Here is a 19630-nt window from a genome sequence, read left to right as displayed (position 1 = left end):
GAGGGCGCGTACTGTTCGACGGAGCCGAGGTGTCTCGGTCGGTCGTCAGCACGGCACGCACGGGTGTGCGTCAGTGACGGGCCCCGACTCGGGGTAGGTGGTGGGCTGGCCTGCACGGTCGGTCCTGCCTTGAACGTGCGCCGAGTCGGTCGGTTCTCGCGACTTGTTCCGCGGTAGCGTCCCGCGTGTCTCCCATGGGTGGCCTGGGTAGCGTCGTCGTGTTCAGTTGTCCCCGGTCGGGCATGGTGGTGCGCGGTTGTGGTCCGCTTGGGTGGTCATCGGTGGACCTCGACTGGCTTCACGAGTGCCTCGACCTCGGCACGCCGGTAGCGGCGGTGGCCGCTCGGCAGGGTGACAGGGTGGAGCTTGCCGGTGTCGGCCCAGCGCGCGACTGTGCGCGTTGAGATGCCGAGCAGTGCTGCAGCCTCGCGCGGAGCGATTGGCACTGTGCCTGGATCTCGCTTGTTTGTCATGCCAGCGACCATAGCACGACATTTAAGCAAGTCATGACACATTCGACCGGTATGGCTTAAATGTCCGCTTTAGAGTAAGGTGTCAGCATGAGTACAGCAGCAGCAGAATCGAGCCGCCCGCGGAAGCGGTCCACGCCGGATAAGTCACTCGACGTTGCAGTCGGCAAGCGCGTTTTCACGCGCATCTGGGACGCGCATCTGACGCAGGACGCGGTAGCAAAGTCGATCGGGATCGATCCCGGAACGTTCGGGCGCAAGCTGCGCGGAGAGCGCAAGTGGGCGCTGATCGAGCTAGTGAACCTCGCGACTGTGCTGCGCACTACGTCGAGCTACCTGCTCGGGGAAACAGAAGATCCCCGCCCGGTGGGACCGAACGGGGATCGTATTGACGTGGATCCTGGGAGAATCGAACTCCCGACATCCTGCTTGCAAAGCAGGCACTCTACCAACTGAGTTAAGGACCCGGAGGTCTCGCCGTAGCGAGATACCGGTGGGGCTACCAGGACTTGAACCTGGGACCTCTTCATTATCAGTGAAGCGCTCTAACCGCCTGAGCTATAGCCCCGTGACCAAAAAATGACTCTACCGGATTTGCGGAGAAATCAGAAATCGAAATCGTGCCGGGCGCGGTCGAAACCCGGAACGATCTTCCATCAGTTGCTGGTGAAACCGAGCTGGAAACCGCCGAGCACCCGCACGAGGAGATTGTAGATCAGCGAGGCCACCGCGCCGAGCGCCGTGCCGACGATGATGTTCAGGATGCCGACCACGATCGAGAAGCCGAGCACCTGGGGGAACCCGATCATGCCCATCAGGCTCTGCCCGTCGCCGACGATGTCCATGAAGAGTTCGTCGAGCTTGGCGAGCACCTGAGTCGAGAGCAGGACCGTGTAGATCAGGATCGCCGACACGACGCCGACGATCGCCATGCACACCGACACCAGGAAGGAGAATTTCACGGCCGACCAGAAGTCGATGAAGACCAGCTTCAGGCGGACCTGCTTGGCCGGCGCCTTCTTGCGGCTCTTCCTGGCCAGCTTGTCTGCAACAGTGCTACTCATTCACGTCTTCCTTGTCCTCGGTCGGCCCGGCGCCGGCATCCGGGGCCGCCGCGGAGCCGCCCTGGTCATCGGACCCGCCCGATTCGCCGTCGGAATCCTCGGAGTCGTCGCCGTCGAGGCCGCGCTCCGAGTTCCGCGCGATGCCAATAATACGGTCCCCCTCTGGGAATCGCGCAAACACGACCCCCATGGTGTTGCGTCCCTTGGCCGGCACCTCGTCCACGTCCGACCGCACGACCTTGCCGCTCGCCAGCACCACGAGCACCTCGTCGGCCTCGTCGACGATGAAGCCGCCGACCAGATCCCCGCGGGTCTCGTCGAGCTTCGCCACCTTGATACCGTAGCCGCCGCGCTGCTGCACGCGGTATTCGTCCACCGCGGTGCGCTTCGCGTAGCCGCCCTCGGTCACGATGAAGACGTAGCCGCCGGTCCCCTCCCCGGCCTCGGCGCTGATGGTCGAGGCGGCGAGCAGCGCGTCCCCGTCGCGGAAGTTCATGCCGCGCACACCGCTCGTCGAACGGCCCATCGGGCGAAGTGCCTGATCAGAGGCGGTGAATCGCACGGACATGCCGTGCCGGGAGATGAGCAGGACATCGTCGGCCGCACCCGCGACCAGCGCCTGGACGAGCTCGTCGCCCTCGCGCAGCTTGATCGCGATGATGCCGCCGGTGCGGTTGGTGTCGTACTCGGTCAGCCTCGTCTTCTTCACCAGTCCGTCGCGGGTGGCGAGGACCAGGTAGACGTCGTCCGCGAAATCGCGGAGGTCGAGCACCTGGGTCACGGCCTCGTCGGGAGCGAGCGCCAGGAGGTTCGCGAGGTGCTGACCCTTGGAGTCGCGACCGCCCTCGGGGATCTCGTAGGTCTTCGCCCGGTAGACGCGGCCGGTGTTGGTGAAGAACAGCAGCCAGTGGTGTGTCGTAGTGACGAAGAAGTGCTCCACGATGTCGTCGGCGCGCAGCTGGGCGCCCTTGACGCCCTTGCCGCCGCGATGCTGCGAGCGGTAGTTGTCGATCCGGGTGCGCTTCACGTAGCCGCCGCGGGTGATGGTGACGACCATCTCCTCCTCGGGTATCAGATCCTCCATCGACATGTCGCCGTCGTAACCGTGCAGGATCTGCGTGCGGCGCTCGTCGCCGTAGCGATCGACCAGCTCGGTGAGCTCATCGACGACGATCCCGCGCTGCTGCTCCGGCGAGGCGAGGATCCCCTCGTACTCGGCGATCTGAGCTTCGAGCTTCGCCGCGTAGTCGAGGATCTTCTGCCGTTCGAGGGCCGCGAGCCGGCGCAGCTGCAGTCCGAGGATGGCGTCGGCCTGCAGCTGGTCGACGTCGAGCAGCGCCATCAGGCCCTCGCGGGCCTCGTCGACGGTCGGCGAGCGGCGGATCAGCGCGATGACCTCGTCGAGCGCGTCGAGCGCCTTCAGGTAGCCGCGCTGGATATGGGCCTCTGCCTCGGCCTTCTTCAACCGGTACGCCGTACGCCGGACGATGACCTCGACCTGGTGCTTCGCCCACGCCGTGATGAAACCGTCGATGGCGAGCGTCCGCGGCACGCCGTCGACGATCGCGAGCATGTTCGCGCCGAAGTTCTCCTGCAGCTGCGTGTGCTTGTAGAGGTTGTTCAGGACGACCTTCGCGATCGCGTCCCGCTTGAGCACGATCACGAGCCGCTGGCCGGTGCGACCGCTGGTCTCGTCGCGGATGTCGGCGATGCCCTGCACCTTGCCGTCCTTGACGAGATCCGCGATCTTGACGGCGAGGTTGTCGGGGTTCACCTGGTAGGGCAGCTCGGTGACGACGAGGCAGGTGCGGCCCTGGATCTCCTCGATACTGACGACCGCGCGCATCGTGATCGAGCCGCGGCCGGTGCGATAGGCCTCGCGGATCCCCTTGGTGCCCAGGATCTGGGCGCCGGTCGGGAAGTCGGGGCCGTGCACGCGCTCCATCAGCGCCTCGAGCAGCTCCTCCCGGCCCGCCTCCGGGTGCTCCAGGTGCCAGATGGCCGCCTCGGATACCTCGCGAAGGTTGTGCGGCGGGATGTTCGTCGCCATGCCGACGGCGATGCCGACGGAGCCGTTGACCAGGAGGTTCGGGAACCGCGCGGTGAGGACGGTCGGCTCCTGGGTCCGCCCGTCGTAGTTGTCCTGGAAGTCGACGGTGTCCTCGTCGATATCGCGGACCATCTCCATGGCGAGCGGCGACATCTTGGTCTCGGTGTACCGGTGGGCGGCGGCGCCGTCGTTTCCGGGTGAGCCGAAGTTGCCCTGTCCGAGCGCGAGCGGGTAGCGCATCGCCCACGGCTGCACGAGGCGCACGAGCGAGTCGTACACCGCGGAGTCGCCGTGCGGGTGGAACTGGCCCATCACGTCTCCAATGACGCGCGTGCACTTCGAGAACGCCTTGTCCGGGCGGTATCCGCCGTCGTACATGGTGTAGATGACGCGACGGTGCACCGGCTTCAGGCCGTCGCGCACGTCGGGCAGCGCGCGGCCTACGATGACGCTCATCGCGTAGTCGAGGTACGAGCGCTGCATCTCGAGCTGCAGGTCGACCTGATCTATCCTGCCGTGCACGGCGTCGGGCGCCGACTCGCCCGTCGGATCCTGATCGGTCCGGTTCTCGTCAGTCATATCTCGTCTTTCGCTCTGGTGCGTCCTGCTGCCATCGTCCTGCCCGGGCTCACCGCGTCGCTCGCGGCCGCCTGAGGGGAGCGACGCTAGATGTCGAGGAAGCGCACATCCTTCGCGTTCTGCTGGATGAAGGTGCGCCGGGATTCCACGTCCTCGCCCATGAGCGTGGCGAAGATCTCATCCGCCGCGGCGGCATCGTCCATGGTGACCTGCAGCAGGGTACGGGTCTCCGGGTTCATGGTGGTCTCCCAGAGCTCCTCGTAGTTCATCTCGCCGAGCCCCTTGTAGCGCTGCACGCCGCTCTCCTTCTGCAGGCGGCGTCCGTTCTCGGCACCCGCGGCAAGCCGCTGGTCGCGCTCCGCGTCGCTGAACACGTATTCGTGCTCGGCGTTCGTCCATTTGATCCGGTAGAGCGGCGGCTGCGCCAGGTAGACGTAGCCGAGGTCGATCAGCGGCCGCATGTAGCGGAAGAGCAGCGTCAGCAGCAGCGTGGTGATGTGCTGACCGTCAACGTCGGCATCGGCCATCAGCACGATCTTGTGGTACCTGGCCTTCTCGGGGTCGAAGTACTCGCCGATGCCGGCGCCGAACGCCGTGATCATCGCCTGCACCTCGTTGTTGCCCAGCGCACGATCGAGCCGGGCCTTCTCGACGTTCAGGATCTTGCCGCGCAGGGGCAGAATCGCCTGGGTCTCGGGGTTTCGCCCGGTCTTCGCCGAGCCTCCTGCCGAATCGCCCTCGACGATGAAGATCTCGGAGACGGTCGGATCCTTGCTCGTGCAGTCCGAGAGCTTTCCGGGCATGCCGCCCGACTCGAGCAGGCCCTTGCGGCGTGCGGTCTCCCGTGCCTTCCGCGCGGCGAGCCGTGCGGTGGCGGCCTGAATCGCTTTGCGGATGATTTCCTTCGCGGCGTTCGGATTGCGCTCGAACCAGTCACCGAGCTGATCGCCGACGACCTTCTGCACGAAGGCTTTGGCCTCGGTGTTGCCGAGCTTCGTCTTCGTCTGACCCTCGAACTGAGGTTCGCCCAGCTTCACGGAGACCACCGCGGTGAGGCCCTCGCGCACGTCGTCGCCCGAGAGGTTCTCGTCCTTCTCGCGGAGCAGGTTCTTCTCGCGGGCGTACCGATTGACGAGCGTGGTCAGCGCCGCGCGGAATCCCTCCTCGTGCGTCCCGCCCTCGTGAGTGTTGATCGTGTTCGCGTAGGTGTGGACGCTCTCGGTGTACGCGGTGGTCCACTGCATCGCGATCTCCGCAGCGATCTTGCGCGTGGTGTCCTCCGCCTCGAAGGAGATGATCTCGTCGTGCACCAGCTCGGCGCGCTTCGCCGAGTTCAGGTAGTGGACGTAGTCCTCGATCCCCTTCTCGTAGTGGAACTCGTCGCGCGGTGCGGCAGGTACGACCAGCTCGCCCTCGGCGTTCTCCACCGGTTCCTGCGGGCGCAGGTCGGTGAGCGCGATCCGCAGCCCCTTGTTCAGGAACGCCATCTGCTGGAATCGCGTCCGCAGCGTCGCGTAGTCGAACTCGACCGTCTCGAAGATGTCAGCGCTCGGCCAGAACGTGATGGTCGTCCCGGTCTCCGAACTCGGCTCGCCCTTCGCCAGCGGTGCATCGGGAACGCTGCCCGTGAACGACATGTTCCACGTGAAACCCTGCCGCTTCACCTCAACCTCGAAGCGGCTCGACAGCGCGTTGACCACGGAGGATCCCACGCCGTGCAGACCGCCCGAGACCGCGTATCCCCCGCCGCCGAACTTGCCGCCGGCGTGGAGCACCGTGAGCACAACCTCCACGGTCGAGCGCCCCTCGGTCGGGTGCATGTCGACCGGGATGCCACGGCCGTCGTCGATCACGCGGATCCCGCCGTCCTCGAGGATCGTCACGTCGATCAGGTCGCAGTGCCCGGCGAGCGCCTCATCGACCGAGTTGTCGACGATCTCGTAGACGAGGTGGTGCAGACCGCGCGGACCGGTGGATCCGATGTACATGCCGGGGCGCTTGCGAACCGCTTCGAGCCCTTCGAGCACCTGGATGTCGCCGGCGCCGTATTCCTGCGTGGCCGAAGCTTCTTCTGAAGTCATAGATGAGTAAGTTCCCTCTGCCGCACTCAATGCCGCTTTCAGCGGGTTTCATCCCGCCGGGTATTTCCGAACATCAGCCTACCAATTCCCGGCGTCTGAAGTGGCCGTTTCGGGCGATTCAGGGCCACATTTCGCCTGGGATCGTCCCCCGGATCCGTGCAGGCTCCTCCGAACCCGATCCGACTACCCGTACGTATCCCGCGGGCCGCGGCCCTGAACCCGTCTGGGTCCGTGCCGCCAGCTCGGCGCCCCGGGTGCGCGGAACTTGAGTTCGTTGACGCCGACCTCCGGGTACTCGTCGAGAATACGGGTGAGGATCTCTCCGCGGAGACGCCGCAGTTCCGTGGCCCAGGTCGTGGAGTCGCACTGCACCATCAGCACGCCGTTCCTGATCTCGACCACCTGCGTGTGCGCCGCCATCGCCTCGCCGACGAAACGATGCCACTCGGAGATGAGCCGGGCCTGATCCAGTTCCGCAGTCCATCCCATGTCCGCGGCGGCGATGTCGAGCAGCTCGCCGAGAGCTCGCGGTTCTCGCCCCTTGCCGAACGGCACGCTGATCCCCTCCCCCTCTGCCGAACGGATCCGGGTCCGCCTGCGAAGCGGCACTCCCTTCCACAGCGCCTTGGCATGCAGATAGGCGTTCGAGGCGAAATCCGGCTCAGGAGTCATCCGCGACCTCGTGAACCGTACTGGGCGAATCGGAGATTCCCGGCGAGTCGGAACCTGTTCGAAGTCCATCAGCGTCGCTCGGGCCTTCGACGATCTCGCCCCCGGAAACGCGGATGCGGTTCCAGGACTGCTCTCCTGGGACATCTTCCTCGACGGCGGCGGTGACGATCACCTGTTCATAGGATCCGACCGCAGCCATCAGTCGGGATCGCCGACCGGAATCGAGTTCCGCGAAGACGTCGTCGAGAATGATGACGGGATCCCCGGCCGGCGACTCGCGTCGAAGGAGGTCCGCGACGGCCAAACGCAGCGCGAGGGCGAAGGACCAGGACTCGCCGTGGCTCGCGTATCCCTTCACGGGCAGATCATTGAGGCGGAGTGCCAGGTCGTCCCGGTGCGGGCCGACGAGCGTGACGGCCCGCTCGACCTCCTGCGCACGGACGGCGGCCAGTGCATGGCGGAACGCGCGCTCGATCGTTTCACGTGAAACATCGACCTCGGATTCCACGTTCCCCAGAGCCGTCGAGGGATCTCCCCCGCCGGCGGGCGGTGAAGCCGAGCGATCCGTTTCACGTGAAACATCCGGATCGGAGGCCGCGCCGACGCTCTCTTCGACGGTCAGGCGCGGGCTGTGATCCGCATCGGCCAGGTCGCGGTAGCTCTCGATCAACGGTGCACACAGCGCCTCGACCAGGCGTCGCCGTTCCACCATGATCCGTGCACCGAGCTCGACCAGTTTCTCGTCCCAGAGACCCAGCGTCGCATCGAGCGACGAGCGAGCCCCGCTCGCCCTCGCCGACTTCAAGAGCGCCGTCCGTTGACGCACCACTCGCTCGTAGTCCGCCAGTACTCCCGCCAATGCAGGATTCCGCGCGACGAGCGCGTCGTCGAGGAAGCGCCGGCGCACCGCCGGTTCGCCCCGCACGATCGACAGATCCTCCGGAGCGAACAGGACGGTCGAGAACCAGCGGGTCAGTTGCCGCGGCTTGACGCCGTTTCGATTGACCCGTGCCCGATTCACTCCCTGACGGTTGAGCTCCACTTCGAGGAGGGCCTCCCGCTCGCCGACCGCGATGCGCATCCGCGCCACACCGGTATCGGCTGCCGCGCGGATGAGGGCGGCGTCACCGGTCACCCGATGCGAGCGCAGGGAGGCGAAGTAGGCGATCGCTTCGACGAGATTCGTCTTGCCCTGCCCGTTCCGGCCGACGATCAGGTTGGATCCCGCTTCGAAGCCGACCTCGGCCCGCTCGTAGTTGCGGAAGTCGGCGAGGGAGAGATGGATCACCCGCATGGGCGCACCCCCGACTACCGCAGGAGCAGGTTCGGCTGCAGCAGGTAGCGGAAGCTCTCTTCGCCCGTATCGTCCTGGCTCCGCTGGCTGGTGATGAGCACGGGCCCGGGCTTGCTCGCGTTCTCCGTGCGGGTGAACCCGATCCTCGCGAACTCCGCATGGGTGGAGCGCAGGCCGTCGAGCAGGAACTGCGGCTTGAGCGAGACGACCATGTCGGCTCCGAAAAGGTGCGCATCGACCGTCTCGACGGCTTGCGCCGTCTCGGTCCCGGCCGCCTCAAGCGTGACCTGTCCCTCGATGAAGCTGAAACGGAGCGCCGCCTCGCGCTCGAGCACGAGACCGACGCGTCCGACCGCCTCCACCAGATCCGCGGTGTTCACGACGGCGTAGTTGTCGATCCCCTCGGGGAAGAGCCGACCGACTGGCGGGTAGTTGCCCTTGATCAGCAGCGACGTGACCGTCTTGTTCCCGCCGGTGAACGCGATCAGCTCCCGCTCCCCGTCCTTGATGATCGAGACCTGCACGGTGCCCGCCCCCGAGAAGGACTTCCCCACCTCGATGACGACCTTGGCCGGCACGAGCGCGGAGAGCTCGTCCGCACTCCCCTGCTGCTCCCAGTCGAGGCGCCGGGTCGCGACCCGGTAGCGGTCGGTCGCCGTCAGAGTCAGCGCGTTCTCCGCGATCTCGAACTGCACGCCGGTGATCACCGGGGTGACATCGTCCTTCGATGCGGCGAGAGAGACCTGCGACACGGCCTCGGCGAACGCATCCGCCGGGACGACGCCCGACACCGATTCGATACGAGGGATCTGCGGGTACTCGTCCACCGGCATGGCCGGCAGGCTGAACGATGCCGAGCCGCAGCGCAGCTGCACCCGGGATTCATCGAGCGTGACCTCGACATCGGAGAGGGGGAGGCGCTGCGCGATCTCACCGAGCAGCCGGCCGGAGACGAGCGCACGACCCGGCGTCGAGACCTCTGCGGCGACCGTGGTCCGTGCCGAGGTCTCGTAGTCGAACGACGACACCGTCAGCTCGCCCTCAGCGCTCTCGATCAGCACACCGCTCAGCAGGGGCTGCGTGGGTCGCTGCGGCAAGAGCTTCGCGGCGAACGACACCGCCTCGCTGAAGACATCGCGGTTGACGGTGAAACGCATAGAGGCTCCTCGATCGAGGTGCAGCACGATGGCGTCGCGGCTGCACGGTGCTAGCGTGACAATCTTTGCACACTCGTCGCAGCCGCCGCAGGAGGATCGGTCCGGCGTCGAGATGTCGCTCCCGGCATCGTGTGATCGAGCACCCTCGCCTTGAATTGGGAACTGTAATAGTAATAAGTCCTGTGGAAAGTGTGGATAACTCGAGGTATCCCAGTCGGCTTGGGGAAACTACACGCGTGTGAGTTGTGGGCGAGGCTTGGATAAGTCGAGATCCGCATGATGACGCGGATTTCTCGCCGAGAGCACTTTCCACAGGATGGCCCGAATTCTCCACAGGGCGAGTCCGGTTGTCCGGAATTATTCACAGTATGGAGAATGCCTGTGGAGAACCGTCGCCGAAGGGATGAAGGACGGAGGTCCCGGGCCAGGCGGGATCACCCGGAATGCGGATCGACGGAGGTGCGTATGGGGGTGCGCGGTCAGCGCGTGCTCTGGCGGATCCTGGTGGTGAGTTCGGTCACCTGATTGAAGACGGAACGGCGCTCGGCGATGAGCGAGGCGATCTTCTTGTGCGCGTACATGACCGTGGTGTGGTCTCGGCCGCCGAAGAGCTGCCCGACCTTCGGAAGCGAGAGCGGGGTGAGCTCGCGGCAGAGGTACATCGCGATCTGACGGGCCTGGGCGATCTGGTGCGCCCTCGTCGGGCCGTAGAGATCGTCGACGGCGATGTTGAAGTAGTCCGCCGTGTGACTGATGATGTCGGTCGGCAGGATCTCGTTGTCCTCGTCGAGCGTGATGAGATCCTTCAGCACCGTCTGCACGAGCGGCATGTCGATCCGTTGCCGGTTCAGGCTGGCGAACGCCGTCACCCGGATCAGCGTGCCCTCAAGTTCGCGGATGTTCGAAGTGAACTTCGACGCGATGAACTCGAGGATGTCGTGGTCAATGTCGAGCTTCTCGTGCTGGGCCTTCTTGCGGAGGATCGCGATCCTCGTCTCGAGATCCGGCGTCTGGATGTCGCTCATCAGGCCCCACTCGAAGCGGGAGCGCATCCGATCCTCGAAGCCGCGCAACTGCTTCGGCTGCACATCGCTCGTGATCACGACCTGCTTGTTGTGGTCGTGAAGCGTGTTGAAGGTGTGGAAGAAGGCCTCCTGCGTCTCCGCCTTGCCTTCCAGGAACTGGATATCGTCCACCAGCAGCAGATCCACGCTCCGGTAGCGGGAGTGGAACGCGGCGCCCTGATTGTTCGTGATCGAGTTGATGAAGTCGTTGGTGAAGTCCTCGGAGCTCACGTAGCGCACCCGTACCTCCGGGTACAGCTCGCGCGTGTAGTGCCCGATCGCATGCAGGAGGTGGGTCTTCCCGAGCCCCGAGTCGCCGTAGATGAAGAGCGGGTTGTAGGCGCGGGCCGGGGCTTCCGCGACCGCGATAGCCGCGGCGTGGGCGAGGCGGTTGGACTGACCGATCACGAAGGTGTCGAAGCTGTACTTCTCATTGAGTCGGCTTTCGGATGCCGCTGGGCTCGCGTGCCGGCCGATCGGCTCCGGTGCCGGCCGGTAACTCGGCAGCGGGGTGAGCAGAGGATCCGTCTCGACCGCGGGCGCGGCGGCCTGCGCGATCGGTTCCGCGGAGGTCGTGCTCACCGATTCGATATCGGGGTCGACCATCACGATGAAGTTCGAGATGCCCGCCGCCTCCGGAATGCCGGCGACGGCCGCCATGATGGCCGGACGGAACCTGCCCTCGAGCAGCTTGAGGGTGAAGTCGTACTCGACCGCGAGGTAGAGCGTACCCGCGGCGACGCCGCGCGGTACCGCCAGCTCGAGCTGCGCGCCGCCCGCCGGACCGACTTCTGGGTCGCTCGTCACCGCCTGGGTGACCCGCGCCCAGATGCGTTGCACATCCTCTTCGGTCAATCGCCTACCTGACTCATGCTGAAAACGCCTGATCACCGCCGAGTATCGGGTCCTACGATCCGTCTCGCGGCGAAGAAGCCCGGGCCGCCCCGGACAGTAGCGACAACGCTACTCACAGATCTGTCCACAGGCAAGTCGCTTTCTGGCGACACACCGCCGGGATGACGCCGAACACCCGGCCCTCGCGGTGTAATGATGGGCTGGTCCGACGCTCTTTGACTCCGCGTGCACGAATGCGTAGAATAGTCAACTTGTATGGGCGCTGCTCCGGCATGCCGCCTTCACCAGCCACCGCTCTCCGATATCCGGCCAGTACGGTCGAGCCGTCGGACGGCGTCTGATCCACCATCGAATCACGGAGTTCTCCCATGAGCAAGCGCACCTTCCAGCCCAACAACCGCCGCCGCGCCAAGGTGCACGGCTTCCGCGCCCGCATGCGCACCCGCGCCGGCCGCGCCATCGTCGCGGCCCGTCGCGGCAAGGGCCGCTCGAAGCTCACCGCCTAATCAGACTTCAACGCTCGTGCCGGCACGGCAGCACCGAATCACTCGGGGCGATGACTACCGACGCATCGTGCGAAGCGGCAACCGCGTGGGAGGTGCGACCTGCATCACCCACGCGGTTTTGCATGTCGACGAAGGGCTCCCCGCGCGCTTCGGCTTCATCGTCTCCAAGGCCGTGGGCAACGCCGTCACCCGGAATCTCGTGCGTCGCCGTTTGAAATCCATCGTCGAACGCCGTCTGGCCGCAGGATTCACGGGAGCCGACGTCGTCTTCCGCGCGTTGCCGGCCAGTGCCGCCGTACCGTTCGCCGAGCTCGAGCGCGAGACCGTCCGGGCGCTCGACCGCGCCGTCCGCAGGAGGGAGCCGGGCCATGCGCAGCGCCACTGAGTCCCGCAGCGGGCCCCTGCCGGTGCCCGCCCTTCTCCAGGAGCTCTGGTTGCTCCCCCGCAACGCGGCCATCGCCGTCATGCTCGGGTATCGGCGAGTGATCTCCCCTCTGTATGGTCAGGTCTGCAGGTACTATCCCAGCTGTTCCCGGTACGCTGTGGAGGCATTCCAGCGTCAGGGCTTCGTCGGCGGGGTGGTGCTCACGGCCTGGCGGCTCCTGCGCTGCAACCCGTTCACGCGGGGCGGCATCGACGATGCTCCTGAGCGGGAACACCCGAACTTCGTCATCAACTCGCGCGGATTCGTTCGCCCAGAACACCGAAAGGCCTGATCCAGGTGGAATTCCTCGAGACACTCCTTTGGCCACTGCGTTGGCTCGTCGAGCTGTTCCTGATGCTCTGGCATCAGCTCTTCACCTGGATCGGCTTGGATCCCGCCGGTGGTGTCACCTGGGTGCTCTCGATCCTCGGTCTCGTGATCGTGGTGCGCTCGGCGCTCATTCCGGTCACGGTGCGGCAGATCAAGGCCCAGCGCCGGATGATGGATCTGGCGCCCGAGATGAAGAAGATCCAGGCGAAGTACAAGGGCAAGAGCGATCAGTTCTCGCGCGAGGCGATGAGCCGCGAGACCATGGCGCTGTACAAGAAGCACGGCACCAATCCGTTCTCGTCGTGCCTGCCGATCCTGATCCAGATGCCGATCTTCTTCTCACTGTTCTACGTCCTGCGAAATGCGTCGGGCGCGATGGGCAGCGGCGGCGACGGCACCGGTCAGGCCGGCATCGCCTTCATGACGGAGGAGCTGACGGCGAGCTTCAACGCCGCCACGATCTTCGGCGCGCCGATCAAGATGACCTTCACCCAGGGCTGGGAGTCGGGCAACTGGATGGTCGTGACCCTGCTCGGCACGATCATGGTGCTCATGATCGCCTCGCAGTTCTTCACGCAGCTGCAGATCATGTCGAAGAACGTCAGCGATGAGACCAAGAACTCGCCGATGTACCGCCAGCAGAAGATCATGCTGTACATCATCCCCTTCGCCTTCCTCTTCTCGGGCGTCGCCTTCCCGCTCGCCCTGAACATCTACTGGTTCACCTCGAACCTCTGGACCATGGGGCAGCAGTACATCGTGATCCGCAACATGCCGACCCCCGGCAGCGACGCCTGGCGCGCGCGGCAGGCCCGGCTGAAGGCCAAGGGAAAGCTCAGCGACGACGAGGTCGCAGAGATCGATCGGATCGAGGGGACCGCCGACCCGCAGGGCCAGCGGCAGCAGCCGATGAGCGCCAAGCGCGCCAAGAAGAAGAAGTAGGCGCCGAGCAGCGGAGCCCCGCTCGAAGCGATGCGCACAGCGAAGAAACAGGGTGGATTCATGAGTGAACACGTCGATACCGGCCGAGGCCATGACGAGCCGACGACCGAGGAGCTCGAGGCCGAGGGCGATCTCGCCGCGGACTACATCGAGGGCCTGCTCGACATCGCCGATCTCGATGGCGATCTCGACATCTCGGTGGCGAGCGGCCGGGCGTATCTCTCGATCACGGGCGGCGGCGCCGACCTCGAGCGACTGTCGATGCCTGACACCGTGCACGCGTTGCAGGAGCTGACGAGGCTCACCGTGCAGAGCGACACCGGGCGGTTCTCGCGCCTCATCCTCGACATCGGCGGATCGCGCGAGGCCCGGGCGGCCGAACTGGGCGGACTCGTCGACGCGGCGATCGCCCAGATCGCGGCGGGCCGGACCGAGGTCGAGCTCGAGCCGATGTCGTCGTACGAGCGGAAGCTGGTGCACGACGTCGTGGCCGAGCGCGGCTACCACTCGGAGTCGCGCGGCGAGGGGCGCGAGCGCCGTCTCGTCGTGAGCGCCGCCTGATCCGACCGACACCGTTTCACGTGAAACTTCGAGCGCCGTGACCGTCGACCCCGCTCCTGCAGCCGAGCCGCAGCCGACCGATGGTATCGAGCCGGAACCGGCAGCCGCCGCGGAGATCGCGGGCGACCGGATCGAGGTGCTGCGCGCGTTCGCGGAGGATCTCGGCGCGCGCGGCGAGCCGCTCGGCCTCATCGGGCCGTTGGAGCCGCCCCGACTCTGGACACGGCACCTGCTCAACAGCGCGGTGCTCGCTCCCCTGCTCCGGAGCGGATCGCGGATCGCGGATGTCGGCACCGGGGGCGGGATGCCTGGGCTGGTGCTTGCGATCGTCCGGCCGGATGCGCGGTTCCTGCTGATCGAGCCGATGGAGCGCCGTTGCGCATGGCTGCGAGAGCAGGTGGATCGCCTCGGTCTCGAGAACGTCGAGGTGAAGCGCGGTCGGGCAGAGGAGTTCCACGGGGCCTTCGAGGTGGATCAGGTGACGGCGCGTGCCGTCACCGCCCTGAAGAAGCTGGTCCCGATCACCGCCCCCCTCTTGCGCGACGGCGGGGAGATGCTGTTCCTCAAGGGCGGTTCGGTCGACGCGGAGATCGAGGCGGCCGAGAAGCAGCTCCGCCGGGCGAAGGCCCACGATATCGCCGTCGAAGAACTCGGCGGCGGCCTGCTCGCCGAAACGACTAGAGTCTTTAGGGCGACGATCCGTTGATCGTGCGCGTGATGCGGCGAAGCGGTCGCATCGAGCGCACCGATCAGGCGGGGTTTCGCGCGAGCCGAGCCGGATCACGGACGCCATCGACACCCAGCACCCGACACCGAGGCAGGAATGACTGAAGACGCACTCGTGGGCAACCACATCGTCGACAAGATCCGGCGACGCCGCCTGCTCGAGGAGACGCAGTCCCCGCTGCCGGACGATACTCGGATCATCACGGTCTCGAACCAGAAGGGCGGCGTCGGGAAGACCACCACCACGGTCAACCTCGCATCGGCCCTCGCCCGGCGGGGCGCGAATGTGCTGGTCATCGACCTCGACCCGCAGGGGAACGCGTCGACCGCCCTCGGCGTGCCGCATCGCCCCGAGGTCACGAGCGTCTACGACGTGCTGCTCGGCGAGGAGGGCATCGAGGCCGCCATCCAGCCGACCACCGACCACGAGCGGCTCTTCTGCGTACCGAGCACGATCAACCTCGCCGGAGCCGAGATCGAACTGGTCTCGCTGGTGGCCCGCGAACAGCGCCTCCGCACGGCGCTCGCGGACTTCCTGCAAGAGAGCGACATCCGGTTCCACTACGTCTTCATCGATTGCCCGCCCTCGCTCGGCCTGCTCACGGTCAATGCCTTCGTCGCCGCGAACGAGGTGCTGATCCCGATCCAGTGCGAGTACTACGCGCTCGAGGGGCTGAGCCAACTGCTCGGCAACATTCAGCTGATCCAGAAGCATCTGAACCCGGGGCTGCGGGTCTCGACGATCCTGCTCACCATGTACGACGCGCGGACCAACCTCGCCCAGGAGGTCGCCCACGAGGTGCGCGAGCACTTCCCCGACGAGGTGCTCTCTGCCGTGATCCCCCGTTCCGTGCGGATATCCGAGGCCCCGAGCTACGGCCAGACGGTTCACGCCTACGACCACGGCTCCATCGGGGCCCTCGCCTACCTCGAAGCCGCCGCCGAGATCGCGGAGCGCGGCGCGACCATCACCGAAGGAGCCTGACGATGGCCACGAAGAAGCGGAGCGGCCTGGGCCGCGGCATCGGCGCGCTCATCCCCCAGACGGAAGGCGATCGCCCCGTCGACGTGTTCTTCTCGTCCGCGGAGGCGAAGGACACGGAGGCGAAGGACGCAGGACGTAACGGATCGGCGGCCGCTGCGGCGGCCGACACTGCGGATTCGGCTGCCGACGCCGGGCTCGCCGAGGTGCCGGGCGCGACCCTGACCCGACTGCCGCTGGCCGACATCGTGCCGAACCGGGCGCAGCCGCGCACGGAGTTCGACGAGGAGGCCCTCGAAGAGCTGACCCACTCGATCCGCGAGTTCGGCGTGTTCCAGCCCGTCGTCGTGCGCGAGATCGAGCCCGGCGCAGGCGAAGGCGCTCCCCGGTACGAGCTCATCATGGGCGAGCGCCGCTTCCGCGCGAGCCGGCGGGCCGGCCTCACCGAGATCCCCGCCATCATCCGCTCCACGGCGGACGAGCACATGCTGCGCGACGCGCTGCTCGAGAACCTGCACCGCGCGCAGCTCAACCCGCTCGAGGAGGCGTCCGCCTACCAGCAGCTCCTCGCCGACTTCGGCATCACGCAGGAGCAGCTCGCGGCGCGGATCGGCCGATCCCGCCCGCAGATCTCGAACACCATCCGCCTGCTCAAGCTGCCGGAGCCGGTGCAAGCACGGGTCGCGGCCGGGGTGCTCTCGGCCGGGCACGCCCGCGCGATCCTCTCCCTCGACGGCGACGGGTCGGCGATGCAGCGCCTGGCCGACAAGATCGTGAACGAGGGGCTTTCGGTGCGCGACGCCGAGGCGGCCGCCGGAGCACTGCCGAAGGCGATGCTGCGCAATCGGGCGCGCGCCGGGGGCGTGCAGGCCCAGCTCGACGAGATCGCCGAGCGGCTCGGCGATCGCTTCAGCACGCGGGTGTCGGTGAAGCTCGGGGCGAAGAAAGGCCAGATCACGGTCGACTTCGCGACCGTGCAGGATCTGAAGCGCATCCTCGCCGAGCTCGGAGACCCCGGCTTCAACTAGACGCCTCTGCCGGATCCTCGCCTACGGCGGGCACCACGTCGAAGCGCACGCGATCCGGCATGGTGCTCCCGTTCCTCGGGTGCGTGGGTGCTCGCGCGGCGGCGCCGGCCTCCTGGCCCTCGACGGGAGCGATCCTGCGTGCTTGACTGGCGCCATGACCGATGAGACCAGATTCGTCAGCGCCGAGCGCATCATCGCGGCACCGGCCACAGAGATATTCGAGCTGATCGCCGACCCCGCGCAGCAGCCCCGCTGGGACGGCAACGACAATCTCGCCGAGGCGGCCCCCGGCCAGCGCGTGCGGCACCCGGGCGATGTCTTCACCATGCGGCTCACCACGGGCGGTGAACGCGAGAACCGGGTCGTCGAGTTCGAGGAGGGCCGACGCATCGCCTGGCTGCCGACGCCCCCGGGCGAGGATCCTCCCGGGCATCTCTGGCGGTGGGAGCTGGAGCCGCTCGACGGCGGGGGCACCCGCGTCCGGCACAGCTACGACTGGACCGCGCTCCACGACCCGAAGCGCGAGGCGCGCGCCCGGAGCACCACGGCCGAGAACCTGCGATCCTCCATCGACCGCCTCGCCGAGCTCGCGGAGCGGGGGTAGAGCAGCGGAGGGGCGAGGCCGCAGCCCCGCCCCTCCGTCTTCCGGCGACCGATCAGATGATCCCGGTCAGCTCGTTCTCGATCATGGGCTTCGGCATGGCCCCGATGATCTCGTGCACCTCCTCGCCGCCCTTGAACACCTTCATCGCCGGGATGGAGGTGATGCGGTAGCGGGCGGCGAGATTCGGGTTCTCGTCCACGTTCAGCTTGGCGATGAGGATCTTGCCGTCGTGCTCCTTGGCGATCTCCTCGAGCACCGGCGCGACCGCGCGGCACGGGCCGCACCAGGCCGCCCAGAAATCCACGAGCACCGGGATGTCGCTCTGCAGGACGACCTTGTCGAAGGTGCCCTCGTCGATGTTGATGGGCTCTGACATGCTGACTCCTTTAGTTGTCTTCAGTTGTCTTCGAGAGAGGCGAGGTAGTGCTCGGCGTCGAGGGCAGCGACCGTGCCCGATGCCGCGGCCGTGACGGCCTGCCGGTAGCTCGGGTCGATGACGTCGCCGGCGGCGAAGACACCGGGCAGCGAGGTCTTCGAGCTGCGGCCGTCGACAGCGATGGTCCCCTCGGGCGTGAGGTCGAGCTGGCCGTGCACCAGGTGGGTACGGGGATCATTGCCGATGGCGACGAAGAGGCCCTCGATCGGAAGCTCCCGCTCGGCGCCGTCGACGGTGTCGCGGAGGGTGAGCCCGGTCACCTCCGTCTCGCCGTGGATCGCCGCGACCTCCGAGTTCCAGATGAACTCGATCTTCTCGTTGTCGAACGCCCGCTGCTGCATGATCTTGGACGCCTTGAGCTCGTCGCGGCGGTGGATCACGTACACCTTCGTGGCGAAGCGGGTGAGGAACGTCGCCTCCTCCATCGCCGAGTCTCCGCCGCCGATCACGGCGATCGTCTTCTCGCGGAAGAAGAACCCGTCGCAGGTGGCGCACCAGGAGACGCCGTGCCCGCTCAGCCGCTCCTCATCGGCGAGGCCGAGTTTGCGGTAGGCCGAGCCGGTCGCGAAGATGACGGCCTTCGCCTCGTGCACCGTGCCGTCGCCGGTGGTCACCCGCTTGGTATCGCCGTCGAGCGAGACCTCGGTGACGTCGTCGTAGCGCAGCTGCGTACCGAACCGCTCGGCCTGGGCCTGGATCTTCTCCATCAGCTCCGGGCCCTGAATCCCCTCGGGGAACCCCGGGAAGTTCTCGACGTCGGTCGTGTTCATCAATTCGCCGCCGGGCTCCACCGAGCTGGCGAACAGCAGCGGCTCGAGGCCCGCCCGCGAGGCGTAGATGCCCGCCGTGAGCGCGGCCGGTCCGCTGCCGATGATGATGATCTGGTGCATGCTGCTCCCTGCTGATGGTCCGATTGGATAGAACAATGGTAGGTGGGGTTTATTCCCCCGCGGCGCCGCGGCGGCGGCCGCCCTCGCCGCGATCCGCGCGGCCGACCAGCCGATGCCGCCGGAGGCTGCGCCAGACGCCGAAGCCGAAGAGCAGCGCCGCGAGCACGCCGAGCACGGTGAGCAGGATCGCCTCGTAGCGGCTGCTGATCGTGAGGGGCAGGCGCACCTCGGAGAAGACCGTCTCGTCGACCGTGTCGGCGACCTGCACGACGAGCGCTGTGGAACCCGACGAGACGCGGCTGTCGACCGGGACGAGGACCGTGGAGTTGCCGCCCGCCTCGACGGCCTCGTCGGCGAAGCGTCGCTCCGGCACGGTGATCGCCGCCGAGTACGGGGCGACCTTGAGCACGATCAGGGCCTCGAACGGCAGCGCGTTGTGCACGAGGACCGGGACGCGCGAAGAGGATCCGATGAGCTGGGTGTTCTCGCTGGGCACGACCTGCACGCCGTCGAGCAGTGCTGCGTCGCGCTCCCGCAACCCCTGGTCGAACGCGGCAAGATCGGCGTCGGGGGCCGCGAAGCGGGTGCCGAGCGTGCGGAGCAGCTCCACGCGCTGATACTCGGTGAGGTACTCGGGATGCTGCAGCAGCGGGGCGAGCGCGTCGACGGCCGAGGAACGGGACACGGCCTCGCGCAGCAGCTCCACTCGCGTCTCGGAGACCTCGCCGGCACGGAGAGTCCCCTCTGCGGACGGCTGCAGGGCGGCATTCGTCGGGTCGACCCAGGCCAGCGCGTCGAGCGTCGCGAAGACGGCCTCGACCGTGCCGGCATCCGCGACCGTCCCGCGATCCAGCGCGAGCACCCGGCCGATCTCCGCTGCGCCTGCAGCGGGCCGTCCGGCGGCGAGAGCGAGAC

General features: G+C 66.9%; 20 protein-coding genes and 2 tRNA genes. 9 read left to right on the top strand and 13 right to left on the bottom strand.

Going from position 1 to position 19630, the window contains the following annotated elements:
• Positions 1-275: 275 nt before the first annotated feature.
• The 10 genes from ACFPZL_RS01095 to dnaA form a co-directional block, all read right to left on the bottom strand.
• A complete protein-coding gene (locus tag ACFPZL_RS01095; RefSeq protein WP_382332754.1) occupies positions 276-446 on the bottom strand; it encodes a helix-turn-helix domain-containing protein in 171 nt (56 codons plus the stop codon).
• Positions 447-864: 418 nt separating this feature from the next.
• Positions 865-937: transfer RNA gene (locus ACFPZL_RS01090), tRNA-Ala, on the bottom strand.
• 27 nt (positions 938-964) lie between these two features.
• Positions 965-1038 (bottom strand) — tRNA-Ile (locus tag ACFPZL_RS01085).
• Between the two features lie 88 nt (positions 1039-1126).
• Complete coding sequence (locus ACFPZL_RS01080; protein WP_218116122.1) at positions 1127-1534, bottom strand: DUF3566 domain-containing protein; 408 nt, start codon at positions 1532-1534, stop codon at positions 1127-1129.
• Entirely contained in the window at positions 1527-4163 is a 2637-nt protein-coding gene (gene gyrA / locus ACFPZL_RS01075) for a DNA gyrase subunit A (protein ID WP_218116121.1), read from the bottom strand. The genes ACFPZL_RS01080 and gyrA overlap by 8 nt, the downstream gene beginning before the upstream one ends.
• Before the next feature lie 86 nt (positions 4164-4249).
• Positions 4250-6244 (bottom strand): DNA topoisomerase (ATP-hydrolyzing) subunit B, encoded by a 1995-nt coding sequence (gene gyrB / locus ACFPZL_RS01070; RefSeq protein WP_218116120.1) that lies wholly within the window; start codon positions 6242-6244, stop codon positions 4250-4252.
• Positions 6245-6427: 183 nt separating this feature from the next.
• A complete protein-coding gene (locus ACFPZL_RS01065) occupies positions 6428-6916 on the bottom strand; it encodes a DUF721 domain-containing protein (RefSeq protein ID WP_218116119.1) in 489 nt (162 codons plus the stop codon).
• A complete protein-coding gene (recF, locus tag ACFPZL_RS01060) occupies positions 6906-8210 on the bottom strand; it encodes a DNA replication/repair protein RecF (RefSeq protein WP_218116118.1) in 1305 nt (434 codons plus the stop codon). Before recF ends, ACFPZL_RS01065 begins: the two co-directional genes overlap by 11 nt.
• A gap of 14 nt (positions 8211-8224) precedes the next feature.
• Positions 8225-9367: a DNA polymerase III subunit beta gene (gene dnaN / locus ACFPZL_RS01055; protein ID WP_218116117.1), complete on the bottom strand. Its 1143-nt coding sequence runs from the start codon at positions 9365-9367 to the stop codon at positions 8225-8227.
• Positions 9368-9846: 479 nt separating this feature from the next.
• Positions 9847-11286, bottom strand: coding sequence for a chromosomal replication initiator protein DnaA (gene dnaA, locus ACFPZL_RS01050; protein ID WP_218116116.1), 1440 nt, complete (start codon positions 11284-11286; stop codon positions 9847-9849).
• A gap of 368 nt (positions 11287-11654) precedes the next feature.
• On the opposite strand from dnaA, the gene rpmH reads away from it, so the two are divergent.
• From rpmH to ACFPZL_RS01005, 9 genes are all read left to right on the top strand, one after another.
• The gene (gene rpmH / locus ACFPZL_RS01045) at positions 11655-11792 is read left to right on the top strand and encodes a 50S ribosomal protein L34 (protein ID WP_010155609.1); all 138 of its coding nucleotides are present in this window, start codon (positions 11655-11657) and stop codon (positions 11790-11792) included.
• A 16-nt stretch (positions 11793-11808) separates the two neighbouring features.
• Complete coding sequence (rnpA, locus tag ACFPZL_RS01040; protein WP_218116115.1) at positions 11809-12177, top strand: ribonuclease P protein component; 369 nt, start codon at positions 11809-11811, stop codon at positions 12175-12177.
• Complete coding sequence (gene yidD / locus ACFPZL_RS01035; RefSeq protein WP_218116114.1) at positions 12161-12508, top strand: membrane protein insertion efficiency factor YidD; 348 nt, start codon at positions 12161-12163, stop codon at positions 12506-12508. The genes rnpA and yidD overlap by 17 nt, the downstream gene beginning before the upstream one ends.
• 5 nt (positions 12509-12513) lie before the next feature.
• Positions 12514-13488, top strand: a complete 975-nt coding sequence (gene yidC, locus ACFPZL_RS01030) for a membrane protein insertase YidC (protein ID WP_218116113.1) — start codon at positions 12514-12516, stop codon at positions 13486-13488.
• 60 nt (positions 13489-13548) lie between these two features.
• The gene (locus ACFPZL_RS01025; protein ID WP_218116112.1) at positions 13549-14049 is read left to right on the top strand and encodes a Jag family protein; all 501 of its coding nucleotides are present in this window, start codon (positions 13549-13551) and stop codon (positions 14047-14049) included.
• Between the two features lie 37 nt (positions 14050-14086).
• Positions 14087-14755, top strand: a complete 669-nt coding sequence (rsmG, locus tag ACFPZL_RS01020) for a 16S rRNA (guanine(527)-N(7))-methyltransferase RsmG (protein ID WP_218116111.1) — start codon at positions 14087-14089, stop codon at positions 14753-14755.
• Positions 14756-14872: 117 nt separating this feature from the next.
• Positions 14873-15760, top strand: a complete 888-nt coding sequence (locus tag ACFPZL_RS01015; protein WP_218116110.1) for a ParA family protein — start codon at positions 14873-14875, stop codon at positions 15758-15760.
• Between the two features lie 2 nt (positions 15761-15762).
• Positions 15763-16785, top strand: a complete 1023-nt coding sequence (locus ACFPZL_RS01010) for a ParB/RepB/Spo0J family partition protein (protein ID WP_218116109.1) — start codon at positions 15763-15765, stop codon at positions 16783-16785.
• Between the two features lie 154 nt (positions 16786-16939).
• Positions 16940-17389 carry an SRPBCC family protein gene (locus tag ACFPZL_RS01005; protein WP_218116108.1) on the top strand — a complete coding sequence of 150 codons (450 nt, stop codon included), beginning with the start codon at positions 16940-16942 and terminating at the stop codon, positions 17387-17389.
• A gap of 52 nt (positions 17390-17441) precedes the next feature.
• Here the strand turns inward: ACFPZL_RS01005 and trxA are convergent, their stop codons facing one another.
• From trxA to ACFPZL_RS00990, 3 genes are all read right to left on the bottom strand, one after another.
• Positions 17442-17765 (bottom strand): thioredoxin, encoded by a 324-nt coding sequence (gene trxA / locus ACFPZL_RS01000; protein WP_218116107.1) that lies wholly within the window; start codon positions 17763-17765, stop codon positions 17442-17444.
• A 20-nt stretch (positions 17766-17785) separates the two neighbouring features.
• Positions 17786-18715, bottom strand: a complete 930-nt coding sequence (gene trxB, locus ACFPZL_RS00995; protein ID WP_218116106.1) for a thioredoxin-disulfide reductase — start codon at positions 18713-18715, stop codon at positions 17786-17788.
• 49 nt (positions 18716-18764) lie between these two features.
• The coding region (locus tag ACFPZL_RS00990; RefSeq protein ID WP_382334570.1) for a DUF6049 family protein at positions 18765-19630 on the bottom strand (866 nt) is incomplete at its 5' end.

Origin of the sequence: Leucobacter soli (assembly GCF_042659205.1) — a bacterium.
Classification (GTDB): domain Bacteria; phylum Actinomycetota; class Actinomycetes; order Actinomycetales; family Microbacteriaceae; genus Leucobacter; species Leucobacter soli.
Note: the sequence above shows the minus strand (reverse complement) of the source record. Positions and strands in the feature narration are given on the sequence as shown.

Coding starts and splice junctions, on each gene's coding strand:
- ACFPZL_RS01080 (WP_218116122.1), bottom strand. CDS start 1,534: ATGAGTAGCACTGTTGCAGACAAGCTGGCCAGGAAGAGCCGCAAGAAG.
- gyrA (WP_218116121.1), bottom strand. CDS start 4,163: ATGACTGACGAGAACCGGACCGATCAGGATCCGACGGGCGAGTCGGCG.
- gyrB (WP_218116120.1), bottom strand. CDS start 6,244: ATGACTTCAGAAGAAGCTTCGGCCACGCAGGAATACGGCGCCGGCGAC.
- ACFPZL_RS01065 (WP_218116119.1), bottom strand. CDS start 6,916: ATGACTCCTGAGCCGGATTTCGCCTCGAACGCCTATCTGCATGCCAAG.
- recF (WP_218116118.1), bottom strand. CDS start 8,210: ATGCGGGTGATCCATCTCTCCCTCGCCGACTTCCGCAACTACGAGCGG.
- dnaN (WP_218116117.1), bottom strand. CDS start 9,367: ATGCGTTTCACCGTCAACCGCGATGTCTTCAGCGAGGCGGTGTCGTTC.
- rpmH (WP_010155609.1), top strand. CDS start 11,655: ATGAGCAAGCGCACCTTCCAGCCCAACAACCGCCGCCGCGCCAAGGTG.
- yidD (WP_218116114.1), top strand. CDS start 12,161: ATGCGCAGCGCCACTGAGTCCCGCAGCGGGCCCCTGCCGGTGCCCGCC.
- ACFPZL_RS01025 (WP_218116112.1), top strand. CDS start 13,549: ATGAGTGAACACGTCGATACCGGCCGAGGCCATGACGAGCCGACGACC.
- ACFPZL_RS01015 (WP_218116110.1), top strand. CDS start 14,873: ATGACTGAAGACGCACTCGTGGGCAACCACATCGTCGACAAGATCCGG.
- ACFPZL_RS01010 (WP_218116109.1), top strand. CDS start 15,763: ATGGCCACGAAGAAGCGGAGCGGCCTGGGCCGCGGCATCGGCGCGCTC.
- ACFPZL_RS01005 (WP_218116108.1), top strand. CDS start 16,940: ATGACCGATGAGACCAGATTCGTCAGCGCCGAGCGCATCATCGCGGCA.
- trxA (WP_218116107.1), bottom strand. CDS start 17,765: ATGTCAGAGCCCATCAACATCGACGAGGGCACCTTCGACAAGGTCGTC.
- trxB (WP_218116106.1), bottom strand. CDS start 18,715: ATGCACCAGATCATCATCATCGGCAGCGGACCGGCCGCGCTCACGGCG.